General features: G+C 62.4%; 27 protein-coding genes. 12 read left to right on the plus strand and 15 right to left on the minus strand.

Annotated elements, in window-relative coordinates:
- Window positions 1-23 precede the first annotated feature (23 nt).
- From ACIGGF_RS16285 to aztD, 3 genes are all read left to right on the plus strand, one after another.
- A complete protein-coding gene (locus ACIGGF_RS16285) occupies window positions 24-1,250 on the plus strand; it encodes a hypothetical protein (protein WP_397522276.1) in 1,227 nt (408 codons plus the stop codon).
- Complete coding sequence (aztC, locus tag ACIGGF_RS16290) at window positions 1,247-2,143, plus strand: zinc ABC transporter substrate-binding protein AztC (protein WP_397522277.1); 897 nt, start codon at window positions 1,247-1,249, stop codon at window positions 2,141-2,143. Before ACIGGF_RS16285 ends, aztC begins: the two co-directional genes overlap by 4 nt.
- Window positions 2,144-2,226: 83 nt before the next feature.
- Window positions 2,227-3,465: a zinc metallochaperone AztD gene (aztD, locus tag ACIGGF_RS16295; RefSeq protein WP_397522278.1), complete on the plus strand. Its 1,239-nt coding sequence runs from the start codon at window positions 2,227-2,229 to the stop codon at window positions 3,463-3,465.
- Between the two features lie 64 nt (window positions 3,466-3,529).
- On the opposite strand, the gene ACIGGF_RS16300 is transcribed toward aztD, so the two are convergent.
- The 4 genes from ACIGGF_RS16300 to ACIGGF_RS16315 form a co-directional block, all read right to left on the minus strand.
- The gene (locus tag ACIGGF_RS16300; protein WP_397522279.1) at window positions 3,530-5,155 is read right to left on the minus strand and encodes a long-chain fatty acid--CoA ligase; all 1,626 of its coding nucleotides are present in this window, start codon (window positions 5,153-5,155) and stop codon (window positions 3,530-3,532) included.
- A 67-nt stretch (window positions 5,156-5,222) separates the two neighbouring features.
- Window positions 5,223-6,302: an alpha/beta hydrolase gene (locus tag ACIGGF_RS16305; protein ID WP_397522280.1), complete on the minus strand. Its 1,080-nt coding sequence runs from the start codon at window positions 6,300-6,302 to the stop codon at window positions 5,223-5,225.
- A gap of 45 nt (window positions 6,303-6,347) precedes the next feature.
- On the minus strand, window positions 6,348-7,139 hold the full coding sequence (locus ACIGGF_RS16310; RefSeq protein WP_397522281.1) for an acyl-CoA thioesterase: 792 nt from the start codon (window positions 7,137-7,139) through the stop codon (window positions 6,348-6,350).
- Between the two features lie 112 nt (window positions 7,140-7,251).
- Window positions 7,252-8,733: an SAM-dependent methyltransferase gene (locus ACIGGF_RS16315; RefSeq protein ID WP_397522282.1), complete on the minus strand. Its 1,482-nt coding sequence runs from the start codon at window positions 8,731-8,733 to the stop codon at window positions 7,252-7,254.
- Window positions 8,734-8,840: 107 nt separating this feature from the next.
- Here ACIGGF_RS16315 and ACIGGF_RS16320 point away from each other — a divergent pair, with 107 nt between their 5' ends.
- Window positions 8,841-9,344, plus strand: coding sequence for a hypothetical protein (locus tag ACIGGF_RS16320; RefSeq protein WP_397522283.1), 504 nt, complete (start codon window positions 8,841-8,843; stop codon window positions 9,342-9,344).
- Between the two features lie 59 nt (window positions 9,345-9,403).
- On the opposite strand, the gene ACIGGF_RS16325 is transcribed toward ACIGGF_RS16320, so the two are convergent.
- Window positions 9,404-10,657, minus strand: a complete 1,254-nt coding sequence (locus ACIGGF_RS16325; protein ID WP_397522284.1) for a TetR/AcrR family transcriptional regulator — start codon at window positions 10,655-10,657, stop codon at window positions 9,404-9,406.
- Between the two features lie 173 nt (window positions 10,658-10,830).
- On the opposite strand from ACIGGF_RS16325, the gene ACIGGF_RS16330 reads away from it, so the two are divergent.
- On the plus strand, window positions 10,831-11,091 hold the full coding sequence (locus tag ACIGGF_RS16330; RefSeq protein WP_397522285.1) for a LuxR C-terminal-related transcriptional regulator: 261 nt from the start codon (window positions 10,831-10,833) through the stop codon (window positions 11,089-11,091).
- 4 nt (window positions 11,092-11,095) lie between these two features.
- Here ACIGGF_RS16330 and ACIGGF_RS16335 read toward each other — a convergent pair whose 3' ends face one another.
- The gene (locus tag ACIGGF_RS16335; RefSeq protein ID WP_397522286.1) at window positions 11,096-11,749 is read right to left on the minus strand and encodes a DedA family protein; all 654 of its coding nucleotides are present in this window, start codon (window positions 11,747-11,749) and stop codon (window positions 11,096-11,098) included.
- Between the two features lie 87 nt (window positions 11,750-11,836).
- On the opposite strand from ACIGGF_RS16335, the gene ACIGGF_RS16340 reads away from it, so the two are divergent.
- The gene (locus tag ACIGGF_RS16340) at window positions 11,837-12,877 is read left to right on the plus strand and encodes an SMP-30/gluconolactonase/LRE family protein (protein WP_397522287.1); all 1,041 of its coding nucleotides are present in this window, start codon (window positions 11,837-11,839) and stop codon (window positions 12,875-12,877) included.
- A gap of 99 nt (window positions 12,878-12,976) precedes the next feature.
- Here ACIGGF_RS16340 and ACIGGF_RS16345 read toward each other — a convergent pair whose 3' ends face one another.
- On the minus strand, window positions 12,977-14,176 hold the full coding sequence (locus ACIGGF_RS16345) for a DDE-type integrase/transposase/recombinase (RefSeq protein ID WP_397522288.1): 1,200 nt from the start codon (window positions 14,174-14,176) through the stop codon (window positions 12,977-12,979).
- Between the two features lie 186 nt (window positions 14,177-14,362).
- On the opposite strand from ACIGGF_RS16345, the gene ACIGGF_RS16350 reads away from it, so the two are divergent.
- Window positions 14,363-14,920: a hypothetical protein gene (locus ACIGGF_RS16350; RefSeq protein WP_397522289.1), complete on the plus strand. Its 558-nt coding sequence runs from the start codon at window positions 14,363-14,365 to the stop codon at window positions 14,918-14,920.
- 60 nt (window positions 14,921-14,980) lie between these two features.
- On the opposite strand, the gene ACIGGF_RS16355 is transcribed toward ACIGGF_RS16350, so the two are convergent.
- Together ACIGGF_RS16355 and ACIGGF_RS16360 are read right to left on the minus strand one after the other, a co-directional pair.
- Window positions 14,981-15,466, minus strand: a complete 486-nt coding sequence (locus ACIGGF_RS16355; protein WP_397522290.1) for an SRPBCC domain-containing protein — start codon at window positions 15,464-15,466, stop codon at window positions 14,981-14,983.
- 4 nt (window positions 15,467-15,470) lie between these two features.
- Window positions 15,471-15,812 carry an ArsR/SmtB family transcription factor gene (locus ACIGGF_RS16360; RefSeq protein ID WP_397522291.1) on the minus strand — a complete coding sequence of 114 codons (342 nt, stop codon included), beginning with the start codon at window positions 15,810-15,812 and terminating at the stop codon, window positions 15,471-15,473.
- 106 nt (window positions 15,813-15,918) lie between these two features.
- Here ACIGGF_RS16360 and ACIGGF_RS16365 point away from each other — a divergent pair, with 106 nt between their 5' ends.
- The 3 genes from ACIGGF_RS16365 (at window position 15,919) to ACIGGF_RS16375 (ending at window position 17,657) form a co-directional block, all read left to right on the plus strand.
- Window positions 15,919-16,611: a DUF998 domain-containing protein gene (locus ACIGGF_RS16365; protein WP_397522292.1), complete on the plus strand. Its 693-nt coding sequence runs from the start codon at window positions 15,919-15,921 to the stop codon at window positions 16,609-16,611.
- 65 nt (window positions 16,612-16,676) lie between these two features.
- Entirely contained in the window at window positions 16,677-17,249 is a 573-nt protein-coding gene (locus ACIGGF_RS16370) for a DUF3558 domain-containing protein (RefSeq protein WP_397522293.1), read from the plus strand.
- Window positions 17,250-17,420: 171 nt separating this feature from the next.
- Window positions 17,421-17,657, plus strand: coding sequence for a hypothetical protein (locus ACIGGF_RS16375; protein WP_397522294.1), 237 nt, complete (start codon window positions 17,421-17,423; stop codon window positions 17,655-17,657).
- Between the two features lie 60 nt (window positions 17,658-17,717).
- On the opposite strand, the gene ACIGGF_RS16380 is transcribed toward ACIGGF_RS16375, so the two are convergent.
- Window positions 17,718-19,091 carry a dicarboxylate/amino acid:cation symporter gene (locus ACIGGF_RS16380; protein ID WP_397522295.1) on the minus strand — a complete coding sequence of 458 codons (1,374 nt, stop codon included), beginning with the start codon at window positions 19,089-19,091 and terminating at the stop codon, window positions 17,718-17,720.
- A gap of 331 nt (window positions 19,092-19,422) precedes the next feature.
- Between ACIGGF_RS16380 and ACIGGF_RS16385 the strand changes: the two genes are divergently transcribed.
- A complete protein-coding gene (locus ACIGGF_RS16385; protein ID WP_397522296.1) occupies window positions 19,423-20,100 on the plus strand; it encodes a vancomycin high temperature exclusion protein in 678 nt (225 codons plus the stop codon).
- A 34-nt stretch (window positions 20,101-20,134) separates the two neighbouring features.
- Here ACIGGF_RS16385 and ehuA read toward each other — a convergent pair whose 3' ends face one another.
- The 4 genes from ehuA to ehuB are packed head-to-tail and all read right to left on the minus strand — an operon-like array spanning window position 20,135 to window position 23,199.
- Window positions 20,135-20,896 (minus strand): ectoine/hydroxyectoine ABC transporter ATP-binding protein EhuA, encoded by a 762-nt coding sequence (gene ehuA / locus ACIGGF_RS16390; protein WP_397522327.1) that lies wholly within the window; start codon window positions 20,894-20,896, stop codon window positions 20,135-20,137.
- A 16-nt stretch (window positions 20,897-20,912) separates the two neighbouring features.
- The gene (gene ehuD, locus ACIGGF_RS16395) at window positions 20,913-21,557 is read right to left on the minus strand and encodes an ectoine/hydroxyectoine ABC transporter permease subunit EhuD (protein WP_397522297.1); all 645 of its coding nucleotides are present in this window, start codon (window positions 21,555-21,557) and stop codon (window positions 20,913-20,915) included.
- Window positions 21,554-22,285, minus strand: coding sequence for an ectoine/hydroxyectoine ABC transporter permease subunit EhuC (ehuC, locus tag ACIGGF_RS16400; RefSeq protein WP_397522298.1), 732 nt, complete (start codon window positions 22,283-22,285; stop codon window positions 21,554-21,556). Before ehuC ends, ehuD begins: the two co-directional genes overlap by 4 nt.
- Window positions 22,286-22,308: 23 nt before the next feature.
- Window positions 22,309-23,199, minus strand: a complete 891-nt coding sequence (gene ehuB, locus ACIGGF_RS16405) for an ectoine/hydroxyectoine ABC transporter substrate-binding protein EhuB (protein WP_397522299.1) — start codon at window positions 23,197-23,199, stop codon at window positions 22,309-22,311.
- A 364-nt stretch (window positions 23,200-23,563) separates the two neighbouring features.
- Here ehuB and ACIGGF_RS16410 point away from each other — a divergent pair, with 364 nt between their 5' ends.
- Window positions 23,564-25,159, plus strand: coding sequence for an ABC-F family ATP-binding cassette domain-containing protein (locus tag ACIGGF_RS16410; protein WP_397522300.1), 1,596 nt, complete (start codon window positions 23,564-23,566; stop codon window positions 25,157-25,159).
- A 9-nt stretch (window positions 25,160-25,168) separates the two neighbouring features.
- Here the strand turns inward: ACIGGF_RS16410 and ACIGGF_RS16415 are convergent, their stop codons facing one another.
- Window positions 25,169-26,785 (minus strand): AMP-binding protein, encoded by a 1,617-nt coding sequence (locus tag ACIGGF_RS16415; RefSeq protein ID WP_397522301.1) that lies wholly within the window; start codon window positions 26,783-26,785, stop codon window positions 25,169-25,171.
- Between the last annotated feature and the right edge of the window lie 10 nt (window positions 26,786-26,795).

A 26,795-nucleotide genomic window follows, 5' to 3' on the forward strand; every position in this document is an offset into this window, starting at 1 on the left:
AGATTTGTCTGGAGTGTCTTCACGTGCGTAGAACTGTTCTGACCCTCGGAGTCATCGGACTGGTCGTCACCGGATGCGGTAGTACCGACACCGCCGAGGATGCACCGGTGGAAGAGACAACCGGTGCCGCTCGGCCGGGCAGTGATCTCGCGGCCGAGACCGGGTCCACCGAGGTTCAAGGTCCCGAGCCGAGGCTCGTTGTGGCCGACGCCGATTCCGGAAGAATCGACGTTCTCGATCTTGCCACCGAACAGACCGTGCATTCGTTCGACGTCGAGAATGCATCGCGTCTGACGACGATCAACGGCCGCTACGTCGTCGCGACCGACGACGCCCGGGCACGTTTTCTCGACCCGGGTTCGTGGACCATCGAACACGGCGATCACTCGCACTCGTACACCAAGGGCCCCGTCGATCTCGGTGTGCTCGAGGGAGAAAACCCCGCGCACATCATCGCAGGAGATCGAAAGGTGGCCGTCTTCTTCGACGGTGCCGGAAGAGCGGATGTCGTCGATTTCGATGCGCTGAGTGCAGGTGATGCGGCCGTCGCAGCAACCGTCGACACCAATCCTCACCACGGCATCGCCGTCCCGCTGTCCGATCACGTCGTCGTCTCGACCGGTGGCACCGAAGAGGATCTGCCCACCGGACTGGAGCTACGCGACTCCGCCGGCAATCCTGTTCGTGCGCTGGATGCTTCGTGCCCCGAGATGCACGGCGAGGCGGTGTTCTCGAGCTACCTCGTGGTGGCCTGCGCGGACGGTGTGGTCAAGGTGGACGCGACCGACGACGAGTTCTCCACCACGAAGTTCCCGTACCCGAGCCCGGACGATCGCGCGTTCACCTTCGCCGAGGGAACGCGCGGCTCGTTGGTCGCGGCTCCGACCGAGACCGGAGTGCTGATGCTCGACACCAGAACCGGCGAGTGGGTTCAGGCGCGCACCGAGGGTGCGTCACTCTCGACCGGGGTGTCGAGCGACGGCAAGACCATTCTGTCGCTTCAGGCCGATGGCACATTTCGAGTGTTCGACGCGGTCACCGGGGCGGAATTGTCCTCGACGCCGGTTCTGTCGGCACCGTACGACGAGGCCGACCCGAAACCATCGCTTCACGTGGCGGGTACTCGCGCCTACGTCGCAGATCCGGCAGGCAGCGCCCTGATGGAAATCGACTATCGCGACAGCGGCCGCGTCGCGCGCACCTTGGATTTCGACTTCACGCCCGCCTCGATCGGCGTGGTCGGATCGTGAAAAAGGTTATGCTGCTGGTACTGCCCGCGCTTTTGATGCTGACCGCGTGCGCGGAGTCCGAGACCTCGGGAGCGCCGACGATCGTGGTGACCACCAACATTCTGGGCGACATCACCTCGAACATCGTCGGGGATCAGGCCGAGGTGATGGTGCTGATGCCGCCGAACTCCGATCCCCATTCGTTCGAGATCTCGGCCTCCGATGCTGCCCGAGTCTCGAGTGCGGACCTGTTGATCGCCAACGGCCTAGGGCTCGAGGAAGGCATCGTGTCCACTATGGATGCGGCCCGCGCGGAGGGCATCCCGATCGTCGAGGCGGGCCCTGCTGCCGACCCGATTTCGTATGTGAGCGGTCAGTCATCGGGGGCGCAGGACCCGCACATTTGGACCGACGCGGAAAGGATGCGCGACGTGGTCGCCCTGATCCGAGACGCGATCACGACCAACGTCGATGGGGTCGACGTCGCCTCTGCTGCTGCGGAATACGACTCGCGATTGGTCGAACTCGACGCCCGAATGGCCGAGCAATTCGATGCGATCGTCCCTGAGAAACGCAAGCTCGTGACGAACCATCACGTGTTCGGGTACTTGGCGGACCGCTACGACTTCGAAGTGGTGGGCGCTGTGATTCCCAGCGGAACTACTCTTGCGTCGCCCAGTGCGTCCGACCTGTCGGAGCTCGCCGATACCGTACGAAAAGCGGGCGTTCGGACGATCTTTGTCGACACCTCGCAGCCGGATCGACTTGCGCACGTGATGGCATCGGAGGCGGGGGTGCAGATCAACGTGGTCTCGTTGTTCACCGAATCGCTCGGAGACGAGAATTCCGAGGCTCCGACATATCTCGACATGATGAAGTTCAATACTGCCGCAATCGCGTCCGGTCTTGCCTAGCCGCGAAAGGTGCTGTCCCACATGCAATCGTATGCATTCATGTCTTTGACAATCATTTGCAATAACCTGTACTTCTTTAGGTCATGAAGATCTATCGCACTCAACGAACTGTCGGCGCAGTTGTCGCGTTGGGAACCTCGGTTGCCCTCCTCGCGGCCTGCTCGTCCGACTCGAGCACCGAAGCAGATTCCGCCACCGCCACCGCCGAAACCGCAGCAGCGCAGAGTGTCTCGGATGCAACGCCGCGTATCGCCACCAGCTACGACGGCGGCGTCCTGATTCTCGACGCCCAAACACTCGACACCGTCGAGGACATCAGCGGTATCGAGGGATTCACCCGTCTCAACCCGGCTGGGGACGGCCGCCACGTGTTCGTCAGCGGTTCAGGCGCATTCACTGCGCTCGACGCCGGCACCTGGACCGACGGCTCGGAGCATTACACCTCGACCCCCGCCATGACCGACATCGCGTTCGATGCCACGACTCCCGGACACGTCGTTCGTCACGACGGAAAGACCGTTCTGTTCGACGACGGCACCGGCAACGTCGAGGTCTTCGAATCAACAGCACTGCTCGCGGGCAGCAAGCCCGAGACCGAGTCGTACACCACGCCTGAGGCGCATCACGGCGTGGCCGTGGAACTGTCGGACGGATCACTGCTGACTACAGTGGGCAACGAGGACGAGCGAACCGGCATCGTCGTACTCGATGCCGACCGAAAGGAGATCGCGCGTAACGAAGAATGTCCCGGTGTTCACGGTGAGGCCGTGGCCGCGGACGAGGCCGTCGTCGTCGGCTGTGAGGACGGACTGCTGATCTACCGCGACGGTGCCATCACCAAGGTGCAGAGCCCGGACGCATACGGCCGCATCGGAAACCAGGCCGGTGACGAGGAATCACCAATTCTCCTGGGTGATTACAAGGTCAATCCCGATGCGGAACTCGAGCGTCCTACCCGCGTGTCGCTGACGAACACCGTCACCGGCGAACTGTCACTGGTCGAGCTCGGCACCAGCTACACGTTCCGCTCTCTCGGGCGTGGCCCGGCCGGTGAAGCCATCGTCCTCGGTACCGATGGCGCGCTGCACGTCATCGACGTGAACACCAGGGCCGTCACGCAAACCATTCCGGTTGTCGATGCGTGGGAAGAGCCCACCGAATGGCAGGAGCCGCGGCCGGCTCTGTTCGTCCAGGACGGTACCGCCTATGTCTCCGATCCGGCCGAGAACGCAGTCCATGCCGTGGACCTGTCCTCCGGAACCGTCACGGCCACCGGCGAACTCGCGCACACACCCAACGAGCTGACCGGCGTGACTGGATAAGCCTCGACACAATACAAGCCCGGTCGCTGCAGCACATCGCAGCGACCGGGCTTGTCGCGTTTCGCTACACCAACTCGATGACGTTCAACGCGCCGTCGGCATGCGAGCTTCGCAGACGCTTCTTGTCGTATTTGCCGACACTCGTCTTCGGGACCTCGTCGATGAAGGTCCAACGCTCGGGCAACTGCCAATGCGCGACGCGGCTGTCGAGGAACTGTTTCAGTTCCTCGGCCGTCACCGACGCCCCCTCTCGGACAACGACCGCCACCAAAGGCCGTTCGTCCCACTTGGCGTCCGGCACACCGATGACCGCGGCCTCACGAACGGCAGGATGTCCCATCACCTGGTTCTCGAGTTCCACCGACGAGATCCACTCACCACCGGACTTGATGATGTCCTTGGAGCGGTCGGTGAGTCGTAGGTAGCCGCCTTCGGAGACTGTCCCCACGTCGCCGGTGCGCAGCCAGCCGTCGTCGAACTTGTCGTCTGCGTCTGCTCGGTAGTAGCTACCGGTGATCCACGGGCCACGCACCTCGAGTTCGCCTACGGCTTTGCCGTCCCACGGCAACACCGTTCCGGCGTCGTCGACGAGGCGCGCTCGCACTCCTGCTACGAATCGTCCCTGCGTGCAACGCAAGTCGAACTCGTCCTCGGGAGAGAGTCCGGCGTCCGGCCTGCCCGAGGTTCCCAGTGGAGAGGTCTCGGTCATGCCCCACGCCTGCGAGATGTGGACGCCGTACTTGTCGTGGAATGCCTTCATCAGACTCGGCGGGCAGGCGGCACCGCCGACCACCACGTCACGCAGACTCGACAGATCGGCCGGATGCTCCTCCAGGTGAGCGAGCAGAGCCTGCCAGATGGTCGGAACGGCCGCTGCGGCAGTCGGTCGCAGGGTCGACATCATCTCGGCCAACGGGGCGGGCTGCAGAAACCTGTCGGGCATAATCAGCGATGCACCGACCATCAGCGCCGAATAGGGAAGTCCCCACGACATCGCGTGGAACATCGGCACGATCGCCAAAATCTTGTCGGACTGCGCGATTGCCAAGGCGTCGGTCATGCAGCCCTGCATCGAATGCAGATAGATCGATCGATGCGAATACACGACGCCCTTGGGATCGCCGGTAGTGCCCGAGGTGTAACACATTGCGGCAGCTGACCGTTCGTCGAGCTCCGGCCAGTCGAACTCCTCCGGCTGACCTGCCAGCAGGTCCTCGTAGCCCAGCACCTCGATACCGTCGGGCGCGGTGACCTGTGCCGGGTCCACCCCCACGACGACGAGGTGCCGCACCGTCTCGAACGTCGGCAGCAGGGGCGTCAGCAGGGGGAGCAGGCTCGCGTCGGCAATGATCACCTGGTCTTCGGCGTGGTTGACGATGTAGGTGAGCTGCTCGGGGAAGAGTCGAATGTTCAGTGTGTGCAGCACCGCTCCCATCGCGGGAATTGCCATGTAGGCCTCCATGTGCGGAGCGTTGTTCCACATGAAGGTACCGACGCGCTGGTCGTCGTCGATGCCGATCGACCGCAGACCGTGCGCCAGTTGCGCTGCCCGCCTTCCCAACTCCCCGAATGTCACCGTGGTGGGGCCGCTATCGGTCCAGGTGGTGATCTCGGCCGAGGAGTGAATGGACGTCCCGAATCGGACCAGCTGCCCGATGGACAGTGGGGTGTCCTGCATGGTGCTCTTCATCGATCTCGCTCCTGAAGTCTCGGCATCACATCGGTGTGCTGCGCGTCACACCATGCACGATACGGACTCACTCCGACGCGTGGCCGCTGGTACCTCGAATTCGGTCGTCGACCGTGCGAACAATGTCTTGGTAGACCTCGGACGAGGGATCGACGACGGCGAAATGGCCGCCCGGTCCCTCGATGTAACCGACGGAATCCGGGCCGGCTGCTGCGGCGGCGTAGTACGCCCGACTGATCTCGAGCAGGTTGGGATCGTCGGACACCGCGCTCGCCACCAGCTGCGGGACACCGAGGGGAAGCCTCGAGATCGGTGACGATGCCTCGTACGTGTCGTGCGCACCGGCGAATCGCGCTCCGATCGCGTTCGACACCGCCCCCTCGCCGAGCCAGCGCTCATCACCGACCTGTAGATCGAGTACACCGGCCAAACTGACTGCGAGTGCAGGTGTCACCGCTTGGTCGACGGAATCGGCCGCAACGCGCAACGCGAGTTGACCGCCTGCTGAATGGCCGAACACAACCACGCGAGACAAATCCAGATCACCGGGTGCCGTGTCCAGCGCGGCGAGCGCGGCTGCGACATCGCCGGTCATCACGTCCCATCCGTGTTCGTCGGGGCGACGGTATTCGACGTTCCAGGTGGCGTAGCCGCGTTCCGTCAGATCGACGGCCATCGCGTCCATCAGGTCGAATTCCCACCGCGAGCGCCAGTACCCACCGTGAATGAGCACGGCAACGGGGAAGGGGCCGTCGCCATTCGGCACACGCAATTCGACGCGTTGCTCCGGGTGATCCCCGTAGTTCACGATCGTGCCGGGATGGATGCGGTGGAAATAGACGCTGTCGATTGCGAACCGCAATCCGTCCAAGCCTCGACCACGGATATGAGTGCGGATGCCTGGGGATCTGTCCGGTGCGCACTGCCCCAGGTCGACTCGAACGGCACTGCTGTACGACGACGTCTCGACGGGAATCCTGTCGCCGGGAACGACGATGACCTCATCGGATCCGGTTGCCGCGGCGACGATTCCGCCGGACAATCCGCGTGCAGCAAGGGCCCTGGTCACCAATTCTTGCGCGGTGGCGAGATCGGCGAACACTCCAGGCGCGGCAATGATGTCGATGTGCTTCGAGACGTCGTTCATGGGTTTCACGCTACGCAGCCGTAGCCACTGACTGAGTGTTCGGCTTCAGGCCTTGTAGTAGACCACCTGGTGGCTGGTGGCCAGCAGGCCCCCGTTTTGGGTCCACAACTCTGCGGTCTGGTCGAAGTAGCCCTGGTGGAAGCGGCGTGCTCGCGCAGTGCCGAGGATGTATCCGTCGGCGTGCTCCTCGAGGTCCTCCGGCGTCGCGAAGTAGTGGGTCGTCAACGAGATGGTGCCGGCCGGTACGTACTGGCCCAGGCGTTGGAAGATTCTCGGATAGAACACGTCGCTGAGCGAGGTCAAGGCGGCGAAGTCCAGCGGTCGCGGCGGCGTATCGCGGATCCAGAGGGTTTCGGTCGAGTCTGTGGACGCCTGGTCGCTCAGTGCGCCTGCGACGAAACGCATCTCGTAGTTCTGAGCCCACGCGATGGCGTCGGGAAAACCGCCCTGCTCGGTATCGGTGGGGGAGGGCACGGAAGGAGGCGTCGCCTCGATGTTGTCCCAGGTCTCACGTCGCGTTCCGAACACCGCAGTTGCGGTGGTAGCGACAGATCCGTCCTGCGTCAGTTCGAGGTACCAGTGCTGGTTGCTTCGGTTGGTGCGCACCGGTCGGGCGGAGATCTCGAAATCGCCCTCGGCTACCGGTCCGGCGAAATTCACAGTCAGCGAGACCGGGGTGCCCAGGCGTTCCGGATGCAGCTCGATGGCCCGAACGAACGTCGCCGCGGTTATGCCACCGAACGGCCCGACCATGTTGTTGTACGGCGCTGACGTCTTACCGCTGTAGGTGCCGTCGCCGACCACCTCGAGTGCGACTGCCTCGTCGAACGGATGCATGGTTCTCCTACTGCCTCGGACGGAATGTGCCATCCGATCGTAGTGTTGCCGGCAATCAGTCCTGGTCCTGGCCGCCTTTCGAGGATTTGAGAGCACCGACCGGCCGAAACGTTCACGACTGATCTCTGAAACTGTCGATGGCCAGATCGACTGCGCTGCCGTCCGGGCACACGGCCGCGGCGCGCTCTCGTAGACTCGCGCGATCGGTCGCCCGGGCTATTGCGCGTAGGTCGATGCGTTGGAGCAGCTTCTTCGTCACCGGTCGTTTGCTGTCCCAGAATGCCAGTGCAGCAATGAGATCGGAAGCCTCCTGCCCGGTCAGCAACGCGTGGGCGACGGCACAGGCCGCTGGATCCTCGAATGGAAGCAGGTACGTGGCGTCGTCGAATACCGCTGGAGTGCCGTCGTAGGGGCCGACCATTCTGAACTGTGGAATCTTGTGGAACCCGGAGATCGCGATCTTGTACGGTGCGAAGGTGTACGGTCCGACACCGAAGATGCAGAACCGCGCCCTGTTTCGATAAATCGACGACTTTCTGCCGTCGAGCACAGCCGCGTTTTCGGTCAGGTACTTCCACAGCTTCGGGGCTGTCGACGCCAGCGTCTCGGTATCGTCGCCGGTGTGCGTCTGCGGCACGATCATCCAGCGCGACACCACGTCCAGCTTGTCGCGATAGACGTCGGTGCACTTGAACAGAGGGAACAGATGATCGCGTTCGATATCCACGCTGATCCCCGATTTGGTTCGTGGACCGTCGTTTTCGATCAACTCCATCACGGCGGTGGCGTCGTGCTTGATGCCCTGCCGCCAGGTGAGCGGGCTGGCACCATCGAATTGCTTGCTGCGCTGATACGCATCGACGTCGGCCACCAGTTGGCCATCGACCACCCCGATGCTGTTGTCCGGTTGCGGCGCGTCGATGCTCGGATAGGTCTGTGCGGTGTAGTCGAACTTTCCCGGGCCGAGTTCGACGGTGAACCAACAAGCATCGACTCCGGCGTCGAACCACTTCTTCGCATCGATCATCCGCACACTCGAACCGGTGACCGGAAGCTGCTGTGTCGCGCAGTGCAGCAGCACATTGCGCGCAACCTGGGTCTTGCAGATCATCGCGATGGTCGCCGGGCGGTCTGCGAACTCGGTGAGCAGTTTGATCCAGATGAACTCTGCGATATCGAAATTGGAGCTCCCGGTGATCGCGTCGATTCCGCGAGCGTTCTTGGTGTTCGCACGGGTGGGTCGATTGGCGGAATGGAGCACCGAGAGTTGCGAGTTGGTGACCCACGGTGGGTTGCCGATCACCAGGGTTGCGCCGGGTTCCGATGTCCATGCAATGTCGCGTGCCAGGTCGAAGTCGAAGATCGACGCCGTGATGATCTTCCCGAAAACCGAAGCAGTCGCCGCGTATTCGGGCTGAACTTCGATTCCTACTCGTTCGGCATCCGGGGACTGCTCATGCATTGCCGACAAGAAATTGCCCACTCCGCAGGTCGGTTCGAGGACGCGCCTCCACGGGCGGTGAGGCAGCGTGGCGACCAGTCTGCGCGCCAACTCGATCGGAGTCTGAAAGTCTCCGAACTCGTTGTTGGGCATTGTTGTGCCTCCGGCCGTGGTTCGGTTTTGTGCTCTCCGTGGCACAGGAGCATAGCCTGCAGAGCGATCCAGAGGCTCAGCTGTCGCAGGTACTACAGTGGGTCGGGATGAAGCTCTCGCGTGCTGCCTTGCTGCTGTCTACCCTTTTCTTCGTCGGCGTGCTGGTGTGGGTCGCCCTGACCGCAGCCGACGAGATGCCCGCACATTTCGACGGATCCGGTCAGGTGGATCGGATGGACTCGAAGCTCTCGTTCTTACTGACCATGGGCGGCACCGGTTTCGTGATGATCGTGCTGTTCGCAAGCGTTCGGTGGTGGTTCCCGAAATTGCCGGCTCAGTTCGTCAATCTCCCGACCCGTCGCATGCACGAATATTGGACTTCGTCAGAGAACCGCCCGGCCTTGAATCGCAAAGTCCCCGAGGATCTCGAATGGATGGGTGTCGCGACGATGCTGTTGCTCGCCTGGATCGCAGGCGTCGCACGTTCGACGACGGGTAATTCGGTCAGCGTATGGGTTTTCGCGGTACCGACGGCGCTCTACTTGCTTGCCATCCTGGGATACGCAGCCTTCGTGTTCAAGGGCGGTCGCTACCGTATTCCAAACGATTGACTACCCAGTGGCAGACGGTCAGGCGCTGCCGGCTCCGATGACACGCACTCGGTCGCTGCTCAGCGCGCGCCGATGCCGTCGAGGAGAAGTTCACCGACGAAGTCTGCGTTGTCCTGTGGACTGTTCTGCCGCCGGGTGAAGCATCGCATCAGCAAAGTGTTGGTGATGCCTGCTGCGAGATCGACTGGGCTCGAGCTCCGCCGGAAGATGCCGCTGTCCTGCCCGCGCGCGATGACCGGTGCGATGATCGCCGGCAGATTGAGCTTTTCCTTGATCGAGATCAAGCCTTCCGGCTCACCGTAGGTGTCATGGGCGACGGCGACGAGGAGCGCGTCCATGAACTCGAGTTCGTCGGCGGCGAGCTGGGCGCATCGCAGCATGTGATTTCGCAGAATCGTGAGCTCGTCTAGGCCGATCAGCTGATCATCGGCAACTGCCTCTCTCAACCGATCGACCCTGTTCTGCAGTGCAGCAACGATGACGGACGGCTTTGTCGGAAACAGTGTTCTGCACGCGGACCTCGTCACTCCGGCAATGTCGGCGACGTCGTCCATTCGGGTCATGGAGTAGCCGCGCTTGCCGAACTCGTCGCGTGCAGCGGTGACGATCGCCGCGCGCGGATCACGTGGCAGCGGACGCTCCTCCGCCGAGGAATCGATCGAGCCGACCACGTCGTCCAAGTGCTCGTGCCGGCCCTCGGTATCGATGACGGCGCCGAGAAATGCCGACACCGCGTCGGACATCACATCGGCGGTCACCGCTTTCGAGTCCACCTGGCTGCGAATGCGAAAGCCGTCGACGATGGCGTTGACCGTCAGGGCGAACGTGCGGGCAGTGAAGGGGCGACGGAATGCTCCTGCTGTGGGATCGAACAGTGCCTCGAAGGCGGTGAGTACGAGCTCGTCTCGCACGCGGTACTCGCCGGCGAGTGTGCCGGATTTCGGATTACGGAACACGTGGTCCAGAGCTGCCCGGTCGGTGCTGGTGCGGTCCACGACCGAAGAGAAGTGTCGCGCTACGAGTTCGTTCACCGTTGCGCGAACCGAATCGTCGTTGTGTGCCATCGACTGGCTGACTCGTTCGTGGACGTCTGCCGCAGTCAGTGTCGTTCGGCTTCCCAGGTGCTCGACTACTGCCTCGAGAAAGTCGGCCTTGGTGCCGAACTTTCGGAAGAATGTCGCAGTGGACGAGCCGGTCTCGTTGACGACGTCGTCGATGCGCAAGCCGCGCTCGAGGATCGTTCGCGGATGCGCAGTCAGCAATGCGACGCCGGCCTCGACGAAGAGTTCGGAAACGGCGTCCAGCTCGGTCATGGGGTGGGACTCTACCCAGTTGGAGCCCGGTGCGACGGAGCAGCTGCGAGTGAACACTCTCGAGCGAGAGCGAGCACGATCATCGGACGGAGTGACGCGCCGACGGAAGTGCGGTGTGATAACCGTCGTTCGTGCCACCGGGACAGCGGTGGTGCCAGAGATCGGGGAACCACATGACAATTCTCGACATTCGTGTCGGCGACTTCTGCAGTCCGAAGCTCAGCGCTCGTGAGATCGAAGTGCTCACCGCATGGTTGGTGTCCGACTCGAAATCGCAGGCGTCACGGTCGCTCTACCTGTCGATCGGAACCGTGAACACGCATCTGACCCGTATCCGGGCCAAATATTCAGCGGTCGGGCGAAGCGCGCCCACCAAAGCGTCGCTGCTTGCACGGGCTCTGCAGGACGGGTTCATCGATATCGACGACCTGTGAGTGCTCACTGCGCTTCGGCGCGCCTAGACTTGGTCTTATTGACGACGAACCACACGATCAGGGCAACGACGACGCCGATCACGGCGTACTGGAACACCGAGGCGTAGGTCTCCACGTAATGCCAGTTCTCGCCGAGGAAGTAGCCGGCAAGGACGAAGATCGAATTCCAGATCAGGCTGCCCAGGGTGGTGTACAGAATGAACTGCAGGACGGGCATCCGCGACACACCTGCCGGTATCGATATGCCCGACCGCACCACCGGAATCATCCGACCGAAAAAAACTGCCGAGCGACCGTGACGGGTGAACCAATCCTCGGCCTTGGTGAGGTCGTCGGTTCCGACGAAGGGCATCTTGTCGACGATGGCGTACATGCGATCACGTCCGAGCTTGATGCCCAGCCAGTAGAGAACCAGCGCGCCGATCACCGATCCGGCCGTGGTCCAGAACAATGCGCCGAAGAGAGTCATGCCACCCCGAGATGCGGTGAACCCGGCGAGCGGCAGGATGATCTCGCTGGGCAACGGGGGGAAGAAATTCTCCGCAGCCACAGCGATGCCTGCTCCTGGACCGCCGATGGCCTCCATCAGACCGACTGCCCAGCCGGCGATTCCCCCGAGGTCCGTGTCCGATGCGGCAAGAGTGGAAGCGTCGTTCATGACCACGACTGTACGAAAACGATCACTGGCACGTCACTTCACCAGCGTGAACGCCGAGAAATTGAGACATATGGAACACTTGCGCGTGTGAACCGAGTCTCCCGAGTAGTGCCCGTTGTTGCCGCCGTCACCCTACTGCTGAGCGCCTGTGGGTCCTCCGACTCGGAGCAGACTCCTGCCACACCCAGCGCACCGGACGCATCGCCGTCGTCCGCAGAGGGTACGACCGCGGCGAGTTCGTCTGCTTCATCGGATGCCACCGTCTACGAGCTACCGGGCAGTGAGGTGTTCCCCGAGGGCATCACCGCCGCCGACGACACGTTCTACGTCACCTCCACCTCCGACGGCGCAGTGTTCCGCGGAACCGTCGGGTCCCCGGACGTTTCGGTGTTTCTGCCCGGTGGCGCGGACGGACGTACCGCAGCCGCAGGACTCGACGTGACCGATGACGACGATGGCGTCAACTATCTGGTGATCGCCGGCGGAGCCACCGGCAAGGTCTGGGTGTACGACGCCGGCTCGGCCGATTTGGTCGCCACCTTCACCAACGGCCTCGGCACCGACGCGACCTTCCTCAACGACGTTGCCATCGCCGACAACGGCGATGCCTACGTCACGGACTCGCGCAGCCCTGCGCTGTACCGCATACCCCGCGAGCAGATGACAGCCGGAACGCAGGACGGTCCGTTGGAGACGTTTGCGAGCTTCGACGGAACACCTTTCGCCTACGGAGAAGGCTTCAACGCGAACGGAATAGTCGAGAACGACGACGAATCGGCGTTGATCGTCGTGCAGTCCAGTACCGGCAACCTGTACCGCGTCGACAAGACCTCGAAAGAGGTCACGCAGGTCGATTTGGGCGGGGCGACGCTCACCAATGGTGACGGGCTCGAGATGGACGACGACACCCTGTATGTCGTCCGCAATCGAGACGGCCTCATCGCGAATGTCGACCTCGACGACGACGGCAGAACCGGAACCGTCACCGGGGAGATCACCGACGCATCGTTCGCCTACCCCACAACCGTTGCAGCAGTGGACGATCGACTTCTAGTTGTGAACAGTCAGTTCGACAAGCGCGGAGGCGAGCCCGTCGAGCCGTTCACCGTCAGTTCCGTCCCGGAGTAGAGCGGCTTCGCCCCACGTGCACGGAAACTCGTAGCAGAGACCGTGTGCTGTCTTGATACATGTGGGACACGGGTGTCTCGATACATGTGGGACACGATTCTAGGCTGCGGGGCGGTGGAGTTGTCCTTGGTAGCGCTTGTCGATGTTGAGGTGCAGGTGGCCGAGGACGTCTCCGCTGGCCGTGTAGGCGGTGACGTGGTTGCCGTCGCGTAGGACGGTCACGCGGGTGTAGGCGTGGGGTCGTCCGACGGAGATCGTGTGGTCGCCGACGGAGATCACGCCGGAGTCGGAGACGCGATGGGTGCCGACGGAGGCGTCGACCTGGGCGGGTAAATGCTGCGGGCCGCCGAGGGTCGCAGCGCGGTTCCATGCCTGCTGCGGGGGCATGTTCACGGCACTGTGGCGGCGGTCGGTGTTGTAGAACTTCTGGTATCGGTTGCATGATTTCTGTAGTTGAGCTGCGGTGGCGGGCCGGGTGGGTTGGTCGGTGAGCCAGTCTTTGAAGGTCCGGTGGTGGCGTTCGACTTTGCCGTTGGTCTGCGGGTGGTACGGGCTCGAGTGGATGAGGCGGGCACCGGAATCGGTGACGAATGCACTGAACTTCGAGCGGCCCTTCGATGCGGTTGCGCAGAACGCCATTCCGTTGTCGGACAACACTATTGCTGGCACACCATAATCGGTGAACGCTGTACCGATGGCGGCGATGGCACCGGCGGTGGTCTCGGCGTGGCAGACGTAGGTCGCGACGAGGGTGCGGGTGCAGTCGTCGAGGACTTCGAAGACGGTGGCTTTGCCGCCGCCGGCGAGTACGACTTCGGTGGCGTCGATCTGATAGCAGTCGCGGGGTTGGGCGTATTGGAATCGGCGGTAGGACGATTTGGGTCGCTTCTTCGGCTCCGGAATGACCAGCCCGTGTCGGGTGAGGATGTTGTTGATGGTGGATCTGGCTGGGATCTTCCAGCCTTTGCCGGCCCAATCGTGTTCGGCGGCAGGCTTTGTCAGTTCGTAGCGGATGTTGTCGGCACCGTTTTCGCGGCCCAATTCGCCGCGGAGCGCGATGATGTGGGCCTCGACAGTGTCGGGGGTGCGTGCCGGGCTCGAACGGGGTCGGCGGGAGTCGAGCTCCCACCGGCCCCGTTCTCGGATCCGGACGGCGTGGCGGTGTGCGGTACTGCGGGAGAGTCCGTGATCGACGCAGAAGCCGGACAGGCCTCGTTCGTCGAAGACGTCAGCTCCCTCGATGATCCATGCGGTCAAGGTGGCGTCGAGCAGGTTCATCCGGGCATCCGATCTGGCCATGGATTACTCCATAGCCGGTCACAGTGCCCCGCAGCATCACCACAGCCCGTGTGTCACATGTCCGTGGACATCTCGTGTCTCATATGTCCCCGGACTGAACACGTAGCAGAGACCGAGGTTTCGCGCACCACGATCGATCGGCGAGAACCGCTGTGCACGCGGTGCAACTGTGCGACGGTAGGCCACATGAAATCCGGCGCGCGCTTGGCTCCCGAAAAGATTGGCTCGATCATCGGAGCCGTTTTCGGACTGGTCTTCGTCTTCGTCAATTCGGATACGTTTCCGACGATCTTGACCGTCGGACTGCGCGTTGTAGCAGTGGTGGCATTGGTCGCTGTGCTTCTCGCGGTGTGGCGAGTCCCGCCGGCCCCCGCTCCGGAAGGCGGAGGTCGCGACGGCTTCGGCCGCGGGTACTGGGTTGTGGTGGCCGTCGAGGTGGTAGCGATCTTCGGCGGACTCGCGATCATCAACGGTCCACTCGATGCACCGCAGGCTGCGGTCGCGTGGATTTCGACGGTGGTCGGCCTGCATTTCGTCGCACTCGCTCTGGTGTGGAAGTTGCGTTTCTGCACCGGCCTCGGCGTGGCGTTGACCGCGCTCGGCGTACTTGCTCTGATTCTCGCCGCCGCCGGTGCCGCCGAGAGTTCGATCGACGCGATCGGTGCTGTGCTGCCTGGATTCTTGCTGCTCGGCTTCGCACTATGGGGGAGCAGCCGAGCCCTGGTCGGCAACACCCACCGATGAGCGGCTTTGCCGCACGTGCACGGAAATTCGGTGCAGAGACCGAATTTCTGTGCACCGCAATCACTCCGCGATGATGGCGTCGATCTGACCCAACGCCAGACTCATGCCCTCCTCCATGCCCATCTCGACCAGTTCCTCGAGTTGCTGCAGGGAGTCGAAGCGAGACCGGATGGTCATACGGGTTCTGCCGTCGACGTCCTCGAGAGTTGTCGTAGCGTGCGTCACCGGCATCGTCGACGACGGATTGCCGGAGTCATCGGCGAAACCGTCGTCGAAGGACAGCGATGTGGGTGCGGTAATGTCCGTGAAAAGCCACCAGCCAGCGGCCTTTTCGCCGTCCGGCCCGGACATGTAGTACGACGCTTTCCCACCCGGAACGAAGTCGTGGGTCACGAACGTTGCGGGCCACGTGGGCGGGCCCCACCATCGTTCGAGCTGACGTGGGTCTTCCCAGATCTGCCAAACACGTTCGATGTTGGCGTCGAACTCCGCGACCACGGTCATGGTCAAGTTTTCGGGATCCTTGTGGGAACTGATGAACGGCATGGTGTCATCCCTTCTTGTCTTCATCGAGAATGTCGTCGATCCGGTCGACTCGGTGTCGCCACATCTGCCCGTAAGCGTCGAGCAACGTGCGGGCCCGCGTGATCGCGTCGAGCTGAACTCGCACGATCTGCTCCCGTCCACGCTTGTGTTTGGTGACGACTGCGGCGCGTTCGAGAACCGCGACATGTTTCTGCACTGCGGCGAAACTCATGGCGTAGTGAGAAGCCAACTCGGATACGGACTGTTCACCGACAGTGACCTTCGCGACGATGTCGCGCCGCGTTCTGTCTGCGAAGGCTTGAAACAGCCGATCGACCTCGGCGCCACTCAACTCATCTACAACCATGTGGTTGTACGTTATTCGTGGCTCGCTTTCCCGTCAAGGTGTTTGTCGATTCGTCAGGCACCATGGAGCGTGGGCTGCCGGACGTGCAGTCCCGGAGGAGAGCGACGTGACTGTTCGACCAGCCAAGATGGGCGTTGTTCTGACTGTGCTTGGCGCGCTCGTTGTCGTGATCCTCGATCTCTACACCGCATGGCAGACGCCGGCGCATCTGCGGCGCACTATCAGTGAATACGGACTCGGCGCGCAGCAGTGGGTGTTCTCGACAGGGGTCGTCCTGCTCGCGATGGGCTCGGCACTCACCCTCGCGTCCGCGCTCAGGTATCGCCTCACTCGGCCCGGTTCGGCCAGTTCGATCCTGTTGACGCTATGGACCCTGGGGCTCGTCGCCGTCGTTGCGGTACCGAAACAGGACTGGTCGAACGACGCGTCGTCGAGCCTCGGAGGGACGATCCATCGTCTCGGAGCCGCAGTGGCGTTCGTGAGCATCCCGCTTGCCGTTTTCGTGTTCTCGCGCCCGTGGATTCGCGACCGGGTGTGGGCATTTCGAGCGCGAATCACGTTGGGCCTGAGTCTGCTGTCGGTCGTGACTCTGCTGCCCATTGTCTACGCGCTCGTTATCGGTGCCACCGGCCCACGTCCTTGGTACCGCGTCGTCACACTCGGATACGTGGAACGGGTGCTCGTCGTCGCCGAAGTGATCGCGCTGCTCTCACTGGCGCTGTGGGTGCGGGCGGCAGAACGACGGAGCCCTGCCTCGGTCGATCCGCTGCAGATCGAGGCCGAGCAGTCCTCCGTGTAAGGGAACCGATCGGGCTCGCCCCACGTCCAACCTTTCAGTGACGTCTATGTCGAGAGGTTGAACGTATGCGGGTGAGGGGTGGAGGCCGGCGCGCGGCGCTGTGTGCTGCTGCCCTGGTGTTGACCAGTTGTGCGGAGTCGACCCAGGGGAGTCCGGTGGCGAGTGAGGACTCCTCGACGGAATCGACGACGGGGGCGTTGGTACCGGGGGAGCCGTTCGATCCCTGCACCATCCCGAAGTCTGCGGTGACGGCAAGTGGGCTGGACGTGAGTACTGAGCGGCCGGATTTTGCGGGAATTACGACGTATCCGGGCTGGAAGAACTGCACCTGGGACGGTCTGGGCATGGACTCGTGGTACTACGTATCAGTAATGTCGTCTATCAACTCGATGGCCGAGTACCTAAGTAGTCCACAGAACGATCGACAGATTCCGGTAATGGTTGGGTCTCGCAATGCAGTCCAAATGCACGCGACATACCAAGGTGATCCACCTGATGGATGCGCCATAGCGATAGACGCAAGTGGAAACCTACTGCTCATAGTTCTGGACACAGTTGGATCAGAAGAGACGATGGGTGACCCATGTCAGGCGGCCAACAAGCATGCCGGCGAGCTAGAACCATTCCTGCCGAAATGATGGGGGAATAATTTGTCCGGGGAATCTACTGACTTGGCGGCCAACTTGGCTTACTGGCAATCTCTGCAGGAACAAGCAGCTGCTGGAGAACTGCACGTCGAGTCGGAAGTCGCTTCTGAATGCGACAAGGTGTGCGCAACGTATATTGCCGACCTGAACAAGATGCTCGAGATGACCAAGTCTCTTTCGTTTCCGGAGGCGTTCGGCGACTTACCCTCAGCTCAGATGCTCGGTGCCAAGTTCCATCGCCTTGCGGTCGGTGAAGAAGGTTCCGCACGCTTCGCGATCAAGCAGCAGATCGAGATCATCAAGACCATGCGAGAGTTCTTCGGACACTACTTCGCCAGTGTCGAGGCCACCGACGCCGATACCGCTGTGTCGGTCGAATCGCTGTCACCACCGCGATAGACGACAATTCCCGACGACCCACGTGCTCGGTCGTCGGGAATCGCAGATCGGAAAGCTGTGTCAGCGAGCGAGTTCCACTTCCGCTTCCTCGTCGACGAAGGGGTCGCCGTTTCGCGGAGCGTTGTACCGCTCGAGGTCGAGGATTCCCTCCCTCTTGGCGACGATGGTCGGCACCAGCGCCTGCCCGGTGACGTTCACCGCGGTGCGGCCCATATCGACGATCGGCTCCACTGCAAGCAGCAGACCAACGCCCGCCAATGGCAATCCCAGGGTCGACAGCGTGAGAGTGAGCATCACTGTGGCCCCGGTTGTGCCAGCCGTTGCGGCAGAACCGATCACAGAGACCACGATGATCAGCAGGTAATCGGTGATGGACAGATCGATGCCGTAGAACTGAGCGACGAACAGCGCGGCGATTGCGGGATAGATTGCTGCGCAACCATCCATCTTCGTCGTCGCCCCGAGCGGTACCGCGAACGACGCGTATTCACGCGGCACTCCGAGGTTGCGTTCGGTGACGCGCTCGGTGAGCGGCATGGTTCCGATCGACGAGCGAGATACGAAACCCAACTGCGTGGCCGGCCACACCCCCGAATAGAAGTTGCGCACCGAAAGACCATGAACGCGAACGATTACGGGATACACCACGAAGAACACCACGGCGAGGCCGACGTAGATCGAAACGGTGAACACGCCGAGCGAACCGATGGCGTCCCAGCCGTAGGTCGCAACCGCGTTGCCGATGAGTGCGGCGGTTCCGATCGGTGCCAAGCGGATGATCCACCACAGCACCTTCTGCACGATGGCCAGCAGCGAGGCGTTGAACGCGAGGAACGGCTCGGCCTTCTTGCCGACCTTCAACGCGGCGATCCCGATGGCCGCGGCGATGACCAGCAACTGCAGAATGTTGAAGCTCAACGATGTGGTCGCGGTACCGCTGTCGGCAACCGTCGTCTTCGCCCCGAGTGCCAGGAAGTTGTTGGGGACCAACCCGGTGAGGAACGACCACCAGGATCCGACACTGGACGGGTCCCCGGCCGATTCCGCTCCCGCGCTGGTGCGGGATCCCGGTTGTGCAACCAATCCGATCACGATGCCGATGATGACGGCGATGAAGGCGGTGATGGCAAACCACCACAGCGTCTGGATCGCCAGCCGGGCCGCATTGGTGACCTCACGAAGATTGGCGATCGAACTGACGATTGCGGTGAACACCAGCGGGATCACCGCGACGGTGAGGAGTTTGACGTAGCTCGAACCGATGGTCGACAGAGTGCCGACCAACCAGTTCTCGTTTCCGTCCGCAGCATCGGGCATGGATCGGGCGATCAGCCCAAATACGACTCCGAGGATGAGGCCGGCAACGATCTGTGGTCCGAACGCGGTTGCCCAGGTAGGGACACGGCGCGTTCGGGTAGCGCTGGGCGCAGACATGGATATGCCTTTCGAAAGAGACGAGTTGTCGACACAGGTGGACGACAGGAATGCGCGTCGGCCGATGGGCCGAACGTCAGGGATGCGGTCTAGAGAACCGTCAACAGGTAGCGCTGGCTTGCAGACGCAGGTCGACGTAGCGTCGAGAGGTCAGCAGCGGATTCACTGCTCGAACGGTACTCCGGGGTTTGCTGAAGCTTCCGAGCAGGGGCGGCTCTGAGGGTTCGCTCTGTGGAATCGCTGTGGAATCGGTATGGGTCTGCTGCGACGTCGATTGTGCGTCGTCTTCGTCGGTTAGTTTGAGGTCTCACGCAGTCGACGAAACGAGATCATGAGTACCGAACCGAAGCCCCGAGGGTTGGCCGGCCGGCTCGTCCGCGCCCTGTGTGCGGTCATCGCAGGTCTCGTCGCCATCGTTCTGGCATCGGCCGGCTGGGTTGCGTACGCGACGGCAGGAAAGGTGCACGACATCGACGATGCGCCTGACGCTCCCGTTGCCATTGTTCTCGGTGCGCAGGTGCGGGACGGCAAGCCGATGCGCTTCCTCGCCGGACGCCTCGACGCCGCGATCGCGTTGATGACAGCGGGAAAGATCAAAGCGATCTTGGTCTCCGGCGATGCAGACGGCAACTCCGGCAACGAAAGTGAAGCCATGACCGACTACCTGATCGAGCATGGCATCGATCCCGACGTGATCATCGGCGACGATCACGGCATCGATACCTACGACACCTGCATCCGGGCGAAAGAGACGTTCGGTGTCGAACGTGGACTCATCATCAGCCAGCCCCTGCACGTCTCACGTGCGGTGGCATTGTGCGAGGACATGGATCTGGAGATCGACGGAGTCACGGCCGACTGCATCGACTGCAATACGCTCGCGGTGGTTCGCAACTATGCGCGAGAGTTGTTGGCGCGTCCCAAAGCGGTACTGGATCTGTGGTCGGGACGTGATCCCGTCGTGGTCTCCCCGCCGGTCGATTCGCTCGCCACCATCACCGGTTCATGAGCGTGCCGAGAACGACCTGAACCAGCGACGAATTCTACTGTGACAAAACAGCTTTCAAGAACCGCTGCGTTCGCTCCTGCTGCGGATTGCTGAAAATATCCTCCGGTGGTCCTTCTTCGAGGATCTTTCCCTCGTCGAAGACGAGAACTCGGTCTGCGACGTCGCGGGCGAACCCCATCTCGTGCGTCACGATGAGCATCGTGATGTCGGTGGTCTCGGCGATCGTGCGGAGAACGTCGAGGACGTCGGCGACGAGTTCGGGATCCAGCGCAGATGTCACTTCGTCGAGGAGCAGGATGTCCGGATCCATGGCCAACGCTCGGGCGATCGCCACCCGCTGCTGCTGCCCGCCGGACAGCTTGTTCGGGTGGGCGTCTTCCTTGTCCGCCAACCCCACTGTCTGCAGCAGCTCGCGTGCACGCTCGGTGGCCTCGGCCTTGCTCTTGCCGAGCACATGAGTCGGAGCCTCGGTGATGTTCTGCAGCACAGTCATATTGGGAAACAGGTTGAACTGTTGGAAGACCATGCCGATGCGCGTGCGCACTTTCCGAAGGTGTTTCTCGGACGCGACGACGAGCTTGTCGCCCTTGCGCTGATGTGTCAGCGGCTCGTCCTCGATCCAGATGACACCGTCGTTGACCTTCTCGATGGTCATCAGCAGACGCAGAATTGTCGTCTTACCGGACCCGCTGGGCCCGATCAACGCGACGCGTTCGCCGCGGCGAACCTGGAAGTCGAGGTGATCGAGGACGACATGGTCGCCGAATTGCTTGACCACCTTGTCGAACTTGATCATCGGGGTGCCCGAATCGTCAGTAGGCAAGTGACTTCTCCAGTCTTCTGATGAGGATCGACGTCGGATAGCTCGCCAACAGGAAGATGACGCCGGCCAATGTGATCGGCTCGAGGTATTGGAACGTGCTCGCACCGTATTGCTGCGCTGCGGTGACCATCTCGACGACGGTGATGGCGAACAGGAACGGTGTGTCCTTGAACATCGAGATCGCGTAGTTGCCCAGTGCGGGTGTGGTGCTGCGTACCGCCTGCGGCAGCACCACTGCTCGCCACGTTCGGCTACTGGGGAGCGACAGCGCGCGTGCTGCTTCCCACTGCCCGGGTGGAACGGCGTCGATGCCCGCGCGGTACACCTCGGCCATATAGGTCGAGTAGTGAATGCCGAGGACGGCAATGCCGATCTGCAAGGCAGAGAACTGCGGCAGCAGGTAGTACGCGAACAGTAGCTGCACGATGAGCGGTGTCAGACGGATGAACTCGGTGACCATCCGCAGCGGAACGGTGACGAACTTCGGTCCCGAGTGCCGTACGACGGCGATCACGAGCCCCAAAGCCGCAGCAAGGACGAAGCCGAGCACGGTGGCCAACAAGGTGATCTTGAAACCTTCGAGCAGGAAGGGCAGGGCGTCACAGGCGCGTTCCCAGCTCCAGTCGACGCTCATCGACCCACCCCCACGTTCTGATCGACGCGTTCGGGCCTGAGCCGCAGAACTTCACGCATCGACGGCCCGGATCCCAAACGTCCCTTGGCTCGTATCTCCAGCAGGTTCATCAGCAGCGTCAGGGCGTAGGCGATGACGAAGTAGATGACAAGACCGACACCGAAGGCGAACAGAGTGTCGCCGGTGGTACGTCGCAGCTGTGTGATCTGGTACGTGAGATCCTGCAGCAGAACGAAACTGGCGAGCGCGCTGCCCTTGAGGAGCTGGATCAGCAAATTCGTCAGCGGTGGGATCATCTGGACCCAGGCCTGCGGGAACACGACACGATGCAGGCGTTGCCAGGGGGAAAAGTTCAGCGCGAGGGCGGCCTCCCACTGCGGCTTCGCGACGGCCGCGATGGAACCGCGCACCACCTCGGCACCGTAGGCACCGTAGTTGAGCCCGAGTGCGAGGATTCCGCAGAACATGGCCTCGAGCTGAAAACCCAACAGTGGCAGTACGTAGAACAGCCAGAACAACTGGACCAGAAGTGATGTGCCACGGAAGAATTCGACTACGAACCGAGCGGGTGCTCGTACGTACATGTGCCGGTTTCCGGCGGCCAGGCCCAGGGCCAAAGCGAGGCCGAAGGCGAGTGCCGCGCCGCCGAGGGTGAGATAGACGGTCGTGAGGATGCCTTCCTGGATTCGCGGCCACGAATCCAGGAAGGTCTCTATGTTCTCGTTCACGGGCGATCAGCCTGCAACAGCGATCAGCCCTCGCAGAGCATGGCGGTGGTCAGGCTCGGATCCGGCAGCTCCTCGGCGGTGAAGCCGAATTCGCCGACGATGTCGAGATACGCGTCGGTGTCCGAGGTGATCTTCGCGAGCTCCTCGTTGTACGCGTTCAGCAGTTCCTGATCGTCGGTGCGAAACACGGTGGCACCGGCTCCCACCTGCGGCTCACCGTCGATCTCGGCGACGAAGGACTCGGTGACGTCCACCGGCGCGTCGGGATTGTTCGTCTTCATCCAGTTCAGCGAGATTGCCGTCAGTGCAAAGACATCGGCGCGGCCCGAGGTGACGGCGTCCATGCCGTCCTGAGGTGCGGCTACCTGCTGAGTCGGAATGCCCAGCGCCTCTGCATAATCGGACTCGATCGCTCCGGTCATCGTGGCCAACCGCAGGCCGCTGTCGGCGACCGACTGCATGTCGGTCAAGCCTGCCGGATTACCTGTCGGAACCATCAGGGCCGTCGTGTAGTTGAATTCGGGGTCGCCGAAGGCAGCCTGCTCACAGCGCTGCGGAAGTATCGACATTCCGGCGCTCACCACGTCGAATCGATTGGCCTGCAGGCCTGGAATCAGTGCGCCGAAGTCTGCGTTGACTCCCTCGACGGTGTCGATGCCGAGGTTGCCGAAGATTTCGCGGTGCAAAGCGATTGTCGCACCGGTCAATTCGCCGTCTTCCTCGAAGCTGTACGGCGCTTCGCCGGCTACTCCTACGGTGATGGTGCCGGCGTCGCGCAGCGACTGCAGACGGTCGGCACCTTCGTCGGTGTTGGTGGAGGTGCATCCTGCGAGGCTGCCTGCGACGAGCGCGGCACCGGCGAGGGTGGTGACGATCTTCTTCTTCGAGCCTGTGTTCAGCACATTCTGTGCCATGCGTGGGGCCTTCCGGTTCTTTGACTGCGCTAGAACCGGACCTGCGCCGATGTGCCGGGGCTGGACACGCAACACTTCGGGCGGACCGGTTGCAGTCTTGTGTACTTCTCTGTGGGAGTTTCTTTGTCCGCACTTGAACGTAGCACGGTGATTTGCCAGAAACGGGGTGAATGACCAGCGCACAGTGTTGTCGCAGTCGTTGGTTCTGCGCGTATCGCCACCACAAAGCTTGATTTCCAACGATGGAAACGAATAGATAACGATGCGGAGTTCGAACGAATCGGGGTCGAACTACGCCGACGCTAGAGTGAGCACGCCCGGTTCGACGACTCAGCGGACCCGTGTTTTCAGGAGAAGTGAACACTTGAGCTGGATTCGCTTGAACGACGTTGCCAAGGGATACGACCAGAAGGTGATGTTGCGTGAGGTGTTCTTTCGCCTCGCCGACGGCGATCGCATCGGTCTGATCGGCCGCAACGGCACTGGCAAGACCACGTTGCTCCAGCTCCTTCTGGGACGGGAGACGCCGGATTCGGGAACCGTCGACGTCACCGAGGGCGCTCGCATCGGCTACTTCTCGCAGTTCTCCGAACTGGACGGCGAACGGAGCATCCAGGAGGAGCTGGACGCCCTCTTCGGCGCGGTCCACGAGATCGAGACGGAACTGGCCGAGGTGGAGGCAGCCCTCGGCGGAGACCTGGACGAGAAACAGATGTACAAGCTCGTCGACCGGCAAGCCGAATTGCTCGACGCCATGGAGAACAGCGGCGGCTGGACCTACCACCAACAGATCGACACTGTGCTGTCGATGCTGGGCTTCGATGCAGCGCGACGCGCACTGCCCGTCGACCGACTGTCGGGAGGCTGGCGCAACCGCGCGGCCCTGGCGAAGATCCTCATCGAGGCCCCGGACGTCCTGCTGCTCGACGAGCCGACGAACTTCCTCGATGTTGCCGGGATCGCGTGGCTCGAACGGTGGCTGCGCGATTTTCGCGGTGCGCTTCTCGTGGTCTCGCACGATCGCGCGTTCCTCGAACAGGTTGTCACCAGCATCGTCGAGATCGAGAACCACCACCTGCAGACCTACGACGGCAGCTACTCGGAATACGTTCAGCAGAAGCAGTTTCGACTCAAGAACCTCGAACGCGAGTTCAGCAACGAACAGCAACTGCTGGCCTACGAGCAGGAAGCCATCAGCGATCGCAAAGAAGCAGTGAAGAACCCCAGCGGGGTGCTCAAGCGCCGACTCGCGAACATCAAGAAGAGCAAGAGTCCGCGCCCGGTCGACACTGTGGTCACTGCAATTTACGGTGGATTACACGTGCACGACAACCTCGCGGAGATCGCGGGTATCTCCAAAAGCTATGGCGAGCAACGTCTTTTCGAGAACATCTCGTTCACCGTCCATCGTGGCGATCGAATTGCGATCACTGGGCCGAACGGATGCGGGAAGACCACGCTCGTCGATATCCTCGTCGGTGCCGAACAACCGGACAGCGGCAAGATCAAGTGGAAGACCAAGGCACCGTCGTTCATCTATTACAACCAGGTGCTCGAGGACCTCGACTTGGACGACACCGTCTCGCACTCCGTCAACGCGATGCCGGGCAGCCTCGCGCTGACCGCGACCAAGAAGGAAGTGCACCGCTTCCTGACCTTGCTGCAATTCTCCGAGCTCGACCTCAAGACCAAGATCGGCGTCCTGTCCGGTGGACAGAAAGCCCGCGTGGCGCTGGCGCAGTGTCTGCTGTTCGGTGCCGGAGTGATCGTGCTCGACGAGCCCACCAACCACCTCGACCTACCGAGCACTCAGGTGCTCGAGCGCGCGCTGATGGCGTTTCCCGGCGCGGTGATCTTGGTGAGCCACGACAGGTTCTTCGTCGAGAAGGTGGCGTTTCGGCAGTTGTCCTTCGATGGCACGGGCGGGGTCACCGAAATCGCCGGTGTGCAGATGGCGTGAGGTCTCTGTCTACCCGTTGATCTTGGACGCGGATGCGCCCCATTCCGCGTCGCGTAGTTCTTTCTTTCTGATCTTGCCGGTCGAGGTCTTCGGTAGTTCGACGATGAATTCGACTGCGCGGGGAGCTTTGTACGACGCGATGGACGATTTGACGTGCGCCACGAGCTCGGCCTCCGAGGCGTCCGCACTCGGTGCCAGCACCACGAAAGCTTTCGGTCGCTCGCCCCACTTGTCGTCCGGTACACCGATCACCGCGACGTCGGCGACGGCGGGGTGACTGGCCAGTGCCTGTTCCACCTCGATCGTCGAGATGTTCTCGCCGCCGGAGATGACGACGTCCTTGGCGCGATCGAGTAGCTGCACGTAGCCGTCGGGATGCATCACGCCCAGGTCGCCGGAATGGAACCAGCCGCCTGCGAAAGCTTCTGTCGTGCCGGCGGTGTCGTTGTAGTACCCCTTCATGACGTTGTTTCCGCGCATGACGATCTCGCCCATTTCGGTGCCGTCGGGTTCGACGTCGATCAGTACTCCACCTGGACCAGGCTTGTCGCGTACCACGCGTAGACGGTCGGCAGTGAGCATTCCGACTCCCTGCCGGGCCAAGCGCCGAGCCTGCTCATCGCCGTCGAGTTCGAGCCACTCCTGCTTGGCCTCGCACACCGAGTACGGGCCGTAGGTCTCGGTGAGTCCGTAGACGTGCACGAGCGTTGCGCCCAGCGCGCGAATCTTGCCGATGATCGTCGGGCTCGGGGGAGCCCCGGCCGTGACGATGGTGAGGGGGCGATCCAGTGCATGTGCCTGCGCAGCAGTGGCAAGAGTGGTCAACACGGTCGGTGCGCCGGCGAGGTGGTCGACGCCATCGTCGATGGCCGACCAGATCGCGTCGCCGCGCACACCGCGCAGACAGACGTGCGTGCCCGACGCGGCCGTGACCGCCCAGGTGGTGCACCACCCGTTGCAGTGGAACATGGGCAGCGTCCACAGATAGCGAGTGTCGATGTCGAAGCCCTGGTGGTGCAATTCTCCGAGCGAATTGAGGTAGGCACCGCGGTGGGTGTACATCACGCCCTTGGGTCGACCGGTGGTGCCCGAGGTGTAGTTGATCGTGATGGTCGAGGTCTCGTCGTCGACCTCCCACTCCAGCGGTTCGTCGGACCCTCGTTCCAGGAACGCGTCGTATCGCGTGGTGTGCGGCAGCTTGCCGTACGTGCCGTTCACCGAGGGGGTCTCGACGATCTCGGTGACCGAATCTGCGATGGGATCTGTTCCGAGTGCGGACAGCAGCGCCGAATCACCGACCAGCAGAACCGCGCCGGAGTGATCGCAGATGTAGCGAACTTCATCCGGTGAGAGCCGGGTGTTGAGTGCAACCAGAACGGCACCGGCCAGTGGCACCGCGTAGTGCGCGAACAACAGCTCTGCGGAATTGGAGGCGAGGTAGGCCACTCGATCTCCGTGGCCGACCCCCGACGCGCGCAGTGCATGCGCGAGCCGGGTGACATCGGCGGCGAACTGCTCGTAGGTGAACGTCCTGGGACCGTCCACCACGGCAGTCTTATGGGGGTGGACCTCCGCCGCGCGTTCGAGAAAGCGAAGTGGCGTCACGGGAGTATCCAGACCGGTCATGTGAGCCAAT

Source organism: Rhodococcus sp. NPDC078407, assembly GCF_044542515.1.
Taxonomy (GTDB): Bacteria; Actinomycetota; Actinomycetes; order Mycobacteriales; family Mycobacteriaceae; genus Rhodococcoides.